This window comes from Fibrobacter succinogenes (assembly GCF_902779965.1).
Taxonomy (GTDB): Bacteria; Fibrobacterota; Fibrobacteria; order Fibrobacterales; family Fibrobacteraceae; genus Fibrobacter; species Fibrobacter succinogenes_F.
Map to the genome: position 1 here is coordinate 35,079 of NZ_CACZDK010000030.1, position 8,955 is coordinate 44,033.

8 protein-coding genes are annotated in these 8,955 nt (G+C 48.1%); all 8 read left to right on the forward strand.

Annotated features, from left to right (window positions below; all coding sequences use genetic code 11):
• Positions 1 to 118 precede the first annotated feature (118 nt).
• The 8 genes from HUF13_RS13130 (at position 119) to HUF13_RS13165 (ending at position 8,753) form a co-directional block, all read left to right on the forward strand.
• A complete protein-coding gene (locus tag HUF13_RS13130; RefSeq protein ID WP_173475562.1) occupies positions 119 to 772 on the forward strand; it encodes a hypothetical protein in 654 nt (217 codons plus the stop codon).
• Positions 773 to 826: 54 nt separating this feature from the next.
• Positions 827 to 1,879 carry a hypothetical protein gene (locus tag HUF13_RS13135; protein ID WP_173475563.1) on the forward strand — a complete coding sequence of 351 codons (1,053 nt, stop codon included), beginning with the start codon at positions 827 to 829 and terminating at the stop codon, positions 1,877 to 1,879.
• Between the two features lie 10 nt (positions 1,880 to 1,889).
• Positions 1,890 to 3,209 (forward strand): tRNA lysidine(34) synthetase TilS, encoded by a 1,320-nt coding sequence (tilS, locus tag HUF13_RS13140; RefSeq protein ID WP_173475564.1) that lies wholly within the window; start codon positions 1,890 to 1,892, stop codon positions 3,207 to 3,209.
• Between the two features lie 10 nt (positions 3,210 to 3,219).
• Complete coding sequence (gene ftsH / locus HUF13_RS13145) at positions 3,220 to 5,319, forward strand: ATP-dependent zinc metalloprotease FtsH (RefSeq protein WP_304039159.1); 2,100 nt, start codon at positions 3,220 to 3,222, stop codon at positions 5,317 to 5,319.
• 8 nt (positions 5,320 to 5,327) lie between these two features.
• Positions 5,328 to 6,242 (forward strand): dihydropteroate synthase, encoded by a 915-nt coding sequence (gene folP / locus HUF13_RS13150; protein WP_173475565.1) that lies wholly within the window; start codon positions 5,328 to 5,330, stop codon positions 6,240 to 6,242.
• Positions 6,229 to 7,071 (forward strand): diadenylate cyclase CdaA, encoded by an 843-nt coding sequence (gene cdaA / locus HUF13_RS13155; RefSeq protein WP_173475566.1) that lies wholly within the window; start codon positions 6,229 to 6,231, stop codon positions 7,069 to 7,071. Before folP ends, cdaA begins: the two co-directional genes overlap by 14 nt.
• A 14-nt stretch (positions 7,072 to 7,085) precedes the next feature.
• Positions 7,086 to 8,309 (forward strand): SUMF1/EgtB/PvdO family nonheme iron enzyme, encoded by a 1,224-nt coding sequence (locus HUF13_RS13160; RefSeq protein ID WP_173475567.1) that lies wholly within the window; start codon positions 7,086 to 7,088, stop codon positions 8,307 to 8,309.
• 66 nt (positions 8,310 to 8,375) lie between these two features.
• The gene (locus HUF13_RS13165) at positions 8,376 to 8,753 is read left to right on the forward strand and encodes a hypothetical protein (protein ID WP_173475568.1); all 378 of its coding nucleotides are present in this window, start codon (positions 8,376 to 8,378) and stop codon (positions 8,751 to 8,753) included.
• Positions 8,754 to 8,955 lie beyond the last annotated feature (202 nt).

Here is an 8,955-nt window from a genome sequence, read left to right on the forward strand (position 1 = left end):
CGGAGCGTCAATTGCAGTCGGATTCTATTTTAGCAATAAGAAAGTTATCCTTTGTCTCGTTGCGATTCTACTCCTCCCCTGTTCCCTTTTATTACTCACTACTTTTGAGTATTACGAATTGAGGGAGCCTTTCGGCTATATCAAAGACAAAACCTTGCCAGACAGCCTCAGCAACAGAAACTTTGATTACGAGGTGAAGCTAAATCATGCCGATGCATGGGGCAATAACCATTACACCGTCTCTGTGCGTGGGAAGCACTTGACCGATTCCAGTGAAGATTCAATTATCTATTGCAAGCAATATAGAATGTGCACCGGTGTAACATTTGTTTTTGAAGATTCGGCAAGCAGCGACACTCAATCCGTACAATCTACGCCACGGAATATCTGCCAGTGGAAACCATTGCCACATGAGAAAAAAGCAACATTGCTTCAACTCAAAAAATTGGCAGAGAAATATAGCAGAGAATACACATTTAGCTTTGTATTGGATGGATATACATTCGGTATCGATATTTTCGACTTCAAAAAGAAAACGATTCGTTCACTGGAACTCGGGAACGCAACAAATTTCGATGACGAGGTCCCTAACGCCAAGGAAATTGTCAACCTCGGACTTGCCTTAATTCCGTTCAGCGATTCTGCAAACGTAGAACACAAATGCAATGACCGTCCGCCACAAATATTCGTAGAAATGAAAACCGATTCGACGCAAGATTCAACAAAGCAAGAAATTCGAAAACCTGAACGACGCAGAGCCACGAAGCATTGATCTATTTTTTAGATTTTATATACCCCCAAACTCAACTCTAGAAGGAGTTTGTTTATGAAAAAACTATTATCATTTCTTTTTGCCACTTTGGTAATTATCGCTTGCAGCGATGAAAATCCGACAAATGCATTTGGGAATAAAGATTCATCAGGTGGAAATAATAACTTTTCCGCACAAAATTCCAATTATACCGAAACATATCGTTATTTTTCTTTTTTAGACACAACACATCTTCGATTTGGAAGTACTCAAGTTCCAAAATCATGTCAATTCAATCCAGAAACAAAAACTTTTTCATGGGTTGACCTAGGATATTCGCTTTTAGTCGATCTTGATACAGTTCCCGAATTATTTGATACAGCACCCAAATCATGTAATGGTTGTAGCAAATACTGGGGAACATTCGGATTCCATTTGTCTAACGATACGCTATATGAATGCACTGGACATAGCGATCCATGTGAGGATCCTCCCCATGGAGATGGAGAAGCGATTGTTTATACGGGTTCATCAAAATCACTATTCGGAACGTGGAATTACAAAGGTCGTTATATTGATGGAATTTTCAGTGAAAACAGTTTCGGAATGGAACTAGTTATAACACCAACTTACCTTTTAAATAAGTATTACTATGATTTTAATAATACTCCGGTGTATGGCTATGTTCATATTTGCGAACCATTGGATATATTGTACCCTCAAGACACTCTTTTTTCCCAATGCAGACATTATTACAACAATGTGAGTAAATATAATGGCAAATACATGTACCACAACAAATCTACAAATACCTTCCAAGATGTTCTTGATACGGTATTTTTCTCGGAAAATTTTTGGGTAACCACAACAAACAAGGATGTAACAATATTCATAAATAACAACCTTATACAAGTTTCTTACGACATAACCTTGTATAAGGAAAGAACCGAAGCAAGAACAACCGTTTTGTTCAAAGACAATCAATGTACTTTAATCTTCAATAGAGCAGATAACATAGATAAAGAACGCTGCGAAGAACTAACAATTGATGGAGAAACATCCGACATTTTTGACTATTCAAACAATGAAGAGTATCAAAATTGTCTTAAAAGTTTTCAATTAAACTAGATTTATTAAATTGATTTTTGACTTAATTGAAAATATTCGCCGTCATGGTTTCAAGCGCCTACTGCTTGCAGTTTCGGGCGGTTTGGATTCCATTTGCCTCGCGCATTATTTCATTGCAAATCGCGAAGCGCTCGATATCGAATGGTTGGGAATTGCCCATGTGCATCACGGGCTGCGGGTCGGAACGGCCGACAGAGACGCCGCTTTTGTCGAAGCATTTGCAAGCAAATACAAGATTCCGTTTTTCTTGAAGCGTTTGGATGGCGACACGCTTAAAGCGGCCGAGGGTTCGCTTGAAGAAAACGCAAGGGATGCAAGGTACAAAGCGCTGGTCGAGATTGTTGATGAAATTGGAGATTCCCGCCTGCGCGGGAATGACAAAAGCAGCGACCCCATTCCACACAGCTCTATCGCCATCGTCACGGCGCACCATGCAAACGATCAAGCGGAAACGATGTTCATGCGACTCAAGCGCGGAACGACGCTTGCAGGGTTACGAGGGATTCAAGAAGTTCGCATTCTAAGCAATAGCCAGGGCGTTGCGGGGCTGGCGCCTGAAGCCCCGCTAGAATGGGTGATGGAAGACCGTGCAACGGGCTGCAATCAGGGGGAGACCTCCCCCACGCATCGCTTCGAGAATGACAAAGCAGAAACAAACTGTCTACCGTCTACTTCCTACTTCCTACTAAGAATCTTCCGGCCATTCCTGAATGTGACTCGCACGGAATTGCTCGAATACGCAAGAAAGAACAAATTAACTTGGTGCGAGGACGAAAGTAATGCGGATGTGAAATTTGCTCGCAACAAAATTAGACACGAGTTTTTGCCGAATCTGGAAAGTGAATGCCCCGGAGCAATCAAACAGCTTTGCCGCATTGCAGAACTTGCCGACAAGGCGTATGAAAAAGTGACGAGGAAATGCGACATACTTTTCGCGACATGCTTGAATAAACGTATGGATTCCCTCCCTTCGGTCGAGAATGACGCGATCCAGGATGACAACGCCCACTCCTCATACCTCAAAGAGAGCGAAGCGACCGACCCCACACCCCATACCACAATCTCGCTGGACAAGAAAAAGCTCAACAGGGTGCTCCGCGCACACGCCGATGCTGACCTTTCGGAGATGTTCCGGTTATGGCTTTCGGAAAAGGGTTTTCGGTTCCCGATTGGATTTTTCTATGGCCCGAAAGAGCCTGCTCATGTGAAAATTCCGGTCCATGCCGTTTACCGCAGGCGTTCCATCGTCAAAATACGCCATACGGTCTGGATTTGCGAGTTCGAGGACGCGCTATCCGCTGCAAAATTTGTATTTTGCGAAAAGAAATAAAAGGATTATAATGAATAAACCTCAAAAGCCAACAGCACCGTTTAAGAACAAGAATTTTATCATCGTTCTCATCATGCTCCTCATGCTTTTCGTCATGTTCCCCATGACCGGGAAAGAATCCAACAAGGATATTACCCGCACCGAATTTTTAGCATTGATGGGAGATTCCACCAAGGTTATCACGGAGCTTACGCTTCAGAAAACTCCTGACGGCGTGATTATCGAGGGCGCTTACGAGATGTCCCCAGATGAAATAGCCATAGCCCAAAAGAACCAGAGCACTCTTGCGAGATTCACACGCGCAAGCAGCGACATGAAACACAAGCATTTCAAAAGCCACATGCTCGAAGTTTCGAACGAACAGATTTCGGCATGGGAAACGTTCAAAGGAGTCAAGGTCAAGGTCATTCACGAATCGACTACTTGGATTGATACGCTCATTGCATTTTTGCCCGCTATTTTGCTGATTGCTTTCTTCTACATCATGATGAGCCGTCAGATGGGCGGTGGCGGTAAGAGCCCGTTCTCGTTTGGCAAGAGCCAGGTGCGTCAGCTGAACTCGCAAAAAAAGACGACGTTCAACGATGTTGCCGGCTGCGACGAAGCGAAGCAGGACTTACAGGAACTCGTCGAATTTTTGAAGGACCCGAAGAAATACGATGCTTTGGGCGGTCGCATTCCAAAGGGTGCGCTCCTTGTTGGCCCTCCGGGCACGGGTAAGACTCTCCTCGCCCGCGCTGTCGCTGGCGAAGCTGGTGTGCCGTTCTTTAGCATGTCCGGTTCGGACTTTGTGGAAATGTTCGTTGGCGTGGGCGCAAGCCGCGTACGTGACTTGTTTGAAACAGGCAAGAAAAACGCTCCGTGCATTTTGTTCATCGACGAAATCGATGCCGTGGGGCGCCAGCGTGGTGCTGGTCTCGGGGGCGGTCACGACGAACGCGAACAGACTTTGAACCAGTTGCTTGTTGAAATGGACGGTTTTACCGCTAACGAAGGCGTGATTTTGATTGCCGCCACGAACCGTCCGGATGTGCTCGACAAGGCACTTTTGCGTCCGGGCCGTTTTGACCGTCAGATTGTGGTGGGGCTCCCCGACCTCAAGGGCCGCGAAGAAATTTTGAAGGTGCACTTGAAAAAACGCAAGGTGCCTCTTGCTCCGGATGTTGACGTGAAGGCTGTTGCCAAGGGAACGCCTGGACTTGCCGGTGCGGACCTCGAAAACTTGGTGAACGAAGCAGCGCTCCTTGCCGCAAGGTTCAACAACAAGAAAGTGACGATGCTCGACTTCGAAGAAGCACGCGACAAACTCAGCATGGGTGCTGAACGCCGCACGCTCCTGATGACTGACGAAGAAAAGCGCCACACCGCCTATCACGAAGCGGGCCACGCCCTCATGACCTTGCTTTGCAAGCATTCGGATCCGCTCCACAAGATTACGATTATCCCGCGCGGACGCGCTCTCGGCGTGACCATGAGTTTGCCCGAACGCGACCAGGTGAGCTACAGCCGCGAATACGCCGAAGAACGCATCATGATTATGATGTCTGGCCGCCTCGCCGAACTCATCTTCTTCAACCACCAGAGCACCGGTGCTTCGAACGATATCCAGCGCGCGACAGAGCTTGCCCGCAAGATGGTCACGGAATGGGGCTTCGACGAAGAAATCGGACCTGTCTGCTACAGCCGCGCCGATGGCGAAGTGTTCCTAGGTCGAGAGATTAGCAAGCCGAAGGAAATGTCCGAAATGATGGCCGAAAAAATCGACAACGCCATCAACGGCCTAATCAAGCGCATGGACGCTGCGGCTCGCAAGCTCCTTGAAGAAAACAAGGACAAACTTATCGACCTCGCCGAAGCGTTGTTTGAATTTGAAGTGCTCGACCGCGAAGAAATCGACAGGGTCATGGCTGGCGAAAAGCTCACCGGAACAAAGAAGAGCCGCCAGTACCAGGCTATGGAAGAACTTGCAAAGAAGCGCGAAGAAGAAAACACTCCACCACCTGATCCGGGTGACCAGCCGCCGGTCGCACCGATTGCCGACGTACAGCCCACCCCCGTCGCAGGTAATGAAACTGCAACAAACTCCGTCAAAGAAACCGAACAACAGTAACCGCCATTATGCTTAGCTCTATTCTTGAATCCACTCGTGCAATCTCTTGGAAAATTGGAAACGACATTATTCCAGCTTCGAGAATGCCGCTTGTCATGGGTATCGTGAACGTTACCCCGGACAGTTTTTTCGATGGAGGCAAGCATAATACCCCCGAAGCCGCTTACGAACATGCGATTTCGCTTGTCGAACAAGGTGCCGTAATTCTCGATATCGGCGGCGAAAGCAGCCGTCCGGGAAGCGTCCCCGTGAGCGAACAAGAAGAAATCGACCGCGTGTGTCCGGTTGTCGAAGCGCTGGCGCAAACGGCAACGATTTCCGAAGATCTGGACAATCCCGGTTTTAGAAAATTCTACATCTCGGTCGATACGGTCAAGGCGAAAGTCGCCGAAGAATGTATGCGCCTTGGAGCGCATATCATCAACGACATTAGCGCCTGCACGATGGACCCGAACATGATCGACACGGTCGCCCGCACCAAGGCAAGCGTGGTGCTGAACCACATGCGCGGAAGCTTTGGCAAAATGCAGCAGGACTTCAAGCCGTACACGAATGTCGTGAGCGAAGTTCAAGAAGAACTTTTGGCGCAAGTACAAAAGCTCTTGGATGCAGGAGTCGAACGTGAACGCATATGCATCGACCCAGGAATCGGTTTCGGGAAAACGGTTCAAGACAACATAGACTTGATGAAGTCCGTTGAGGTTATGCTCAAGGACGGTTACCCCGTCTTGATTGGCACATCGAGAAAGTCCTACATTGGCAAGATGCCGGGGCTCGAAACAAGCGATAGGCTTATCCCGACGGTGACCGCAGGCATTGTAGCCGCCCTCGGCGGTGCAAGCGTTCTCCGCGTGCACGATGTCCGCGAAGCAAAAGAATCACTTTTATATTTGGAGGCTTTGAAGTCCCATGACGCTGTTTAAGTTATTCGGCATCATTGATGTCCGCATGGCTGACATTCTGGACGTTCTCCTCATATCAGTCATTCTGTACTACATCTTTTTGCTGTTCCGCGGAACGCGTGCAGCACAGATGATTTTCGGTGGCTTTTTGCTCATTCTTGCATGGCTCATTGCGCAATGGTGGGAACTCCACACGCTCGTGTGGATGCTCAGTAACCTCGCCACGCTCGGTATTATTGCCATCGTGATTTTGTTCCAGCCCGAAATTCGAAGCGCACTTACCCGAATCGGCCAGAGCGTGAGCAAGGTGGACTTGCGCAACATTCTCTTCCACGCCAGCGGCCTCGATGACATTTCCCAAAAAATTTGCACCGCAGTCCAAGACCTCGCCAAGACAAAAACAGGCGCACTCATCGTGCTCGAAAAACGCGTTGGCCTCAAGAACTACGCCGACACAGGTGAACTCCTGAACGCCCGCATCAGCTCCAGACTTTTACGCGCACTCTTCTTCCCGAACTCCGCTTTGCACGATGGCGCCGTGATCCTCAACTGCAAAGAAATTGTCGCCGCCGGTTGCATTTTGCCGATGCCGACCGGTAACGCCGAAGGTGATGCCGGTTACGGTATGCGCCACCGCGCCGCAAAAGCACTCGCCGCCGAAAGTGACGCCCTCATCATCATCGTCTCCGAAGAAACAGGTAAAATTTCGACCGCTTACAGAAACAACCTGAGACGCGGCCTCACCCCGAAGGAACTCAAGGCGGAAATATTCCGCCACTGGCATGACCTCTTCAACGAAGTCATCGACGAAGAACCAAGTGAAACTGAAAACGAAGCTGTAGAAAATTAAGATCTAGGAAAGTTATGGCAAACAACACCAATACCCCCAATAACTCTGCAAAAAAACAAAACAAGAAAAACGGGAAACGCAATCTCGTCATCTTGATTTTAATGTTCCTTTTACTTGTCTGCTTGTTCGTTGTACAATGCCAACTCAACAAGGTGAAGCAACAAGCTCTTGAAGAACAAAAGCTTGCGGAACTCGCATTGCGCCAAAAAGAAATTCTCGACAGTCTCCGTGCAGAACAAGCTAAAGCCGACAGTTTGAAAGCTCTCAAAGACGCCCGAATCGCAGACAGTTTACGCCTTGCCGATAGCCTCCGCCTTGCAGATTCACTCGCCAACTTGCCAAAAACGCCGGCAATCAACAAGGATAGCCTCAAGCATGTGCGCGACAGCATCCGAGCCGAAAGAAAGGCCCGCAGGGATAGCATTGACGCCTTAGCAAAAATCGAAAAAGCAAAGCAGGATTCTTTGAACAAATTGCGCGCAGCCGATAGCCTCCGCAATTCAGATAAAGTTCCGCCTACCGCCGAAATCACACCACCCGCCGGTCGCTACTACTCCCCCATCAAGCTCAAAGTCAAGTGCGACGAGATCAAGTGCAAGACATTCGTCTCTATCGGCGATACGCTCAAACCACAAGACGCAAGTAAGGGCATCGAATACAACAAGACGGGTTCCGTATTCTTCTTTGCTGAAGATTCCGTCGGTAACCGCAGCGCTTGGGAAGAAGCCAAATACGACATGGCTAGCGATAACGTCTGTGGCAAAAACGCCTACCCCGTCCCAGTCGGCGGAAAAACAGTTTGCGTTGATGCCTACGAATACCCGAACCAGCCGGATGCATCGCCCAAGGACATGGTAAGCCAAGAAGAAGCCGCTCGCATTTGCAAGAACGAAGGCAAACACCTTTGCACAATCGAAGAATGGCAAGCCGCCTGCCGTGGCAAAGACGGATTCAAGTACTCTTACGGCAATAGCTACAAGCAAAGCAAATGCAACACCAACACCAAATCGGCCAAAAGAAGCGGCCGCAAAACGCAGTGCCGCAGTTGGTGGGGCATGAACGATATGAATGGCAACCTTTGGGAATGGACAAGCTCTACAAGCAAGCAGCATCCGGATAAGTTCCTGGTTGCTGGTGGCGCATGGAACACCAACAACGAAAGTAGCTGCTCCGAAAGCAAATTCAGCTTCTACCCGCAAAATCAGTACCCGAGCGTTGGTTTCAGGTGCTGTAAATAGAGTTTGTTAAAACATCGTTACACAGATTCACTAACCCAATCTTGCAAAATAATCTAATTTAAAGACATGAAAACAAAACTTATTCTCTCCGCACTTCTTTTTTCGACGTTTACATTCTTCGGATGCGACAATGAACAGCCCAATTACACGGGTTACTGGAAAGGCGAAGCCGATATGATTTTTGAAGTTTTCACTGAAAACAATATCGACTACACCATCAGAAATGTGAACGGCGACCTTACTGCTAAATACGAAGACAACGCACTCCGTGGCAAGAACTCCCTTAACATGGATATCTTGATGCGAGTCAAAGGCGACTCCGCCTACTATGAATTTGGTGAAGACGAATCCGGCAAGATTGTCACGGGTTACATGAGAATCTCTAAGGACGAATACGACAAGATTTTCAAGGCCCAGTCCGAAGCCAGAAATAGCTATAACTAAGCACTGAATCGCTGGATAAATGCAGCGCGGGATGCCCGCGACTGTAAAGCAAGAAGCCCCGGTTTAAAAGCTGGGGTTTCTCGTTTTTCTCGTCATAAAAAATAGTCACAAGCCACCCCTAAGAGGGGTGGCTTGCTTTGCCCCTAGAAGGGGCTGTTACTGCCAGCGCCTTAATGACGCTGGCTTTCTCTTCGTTCAAGCC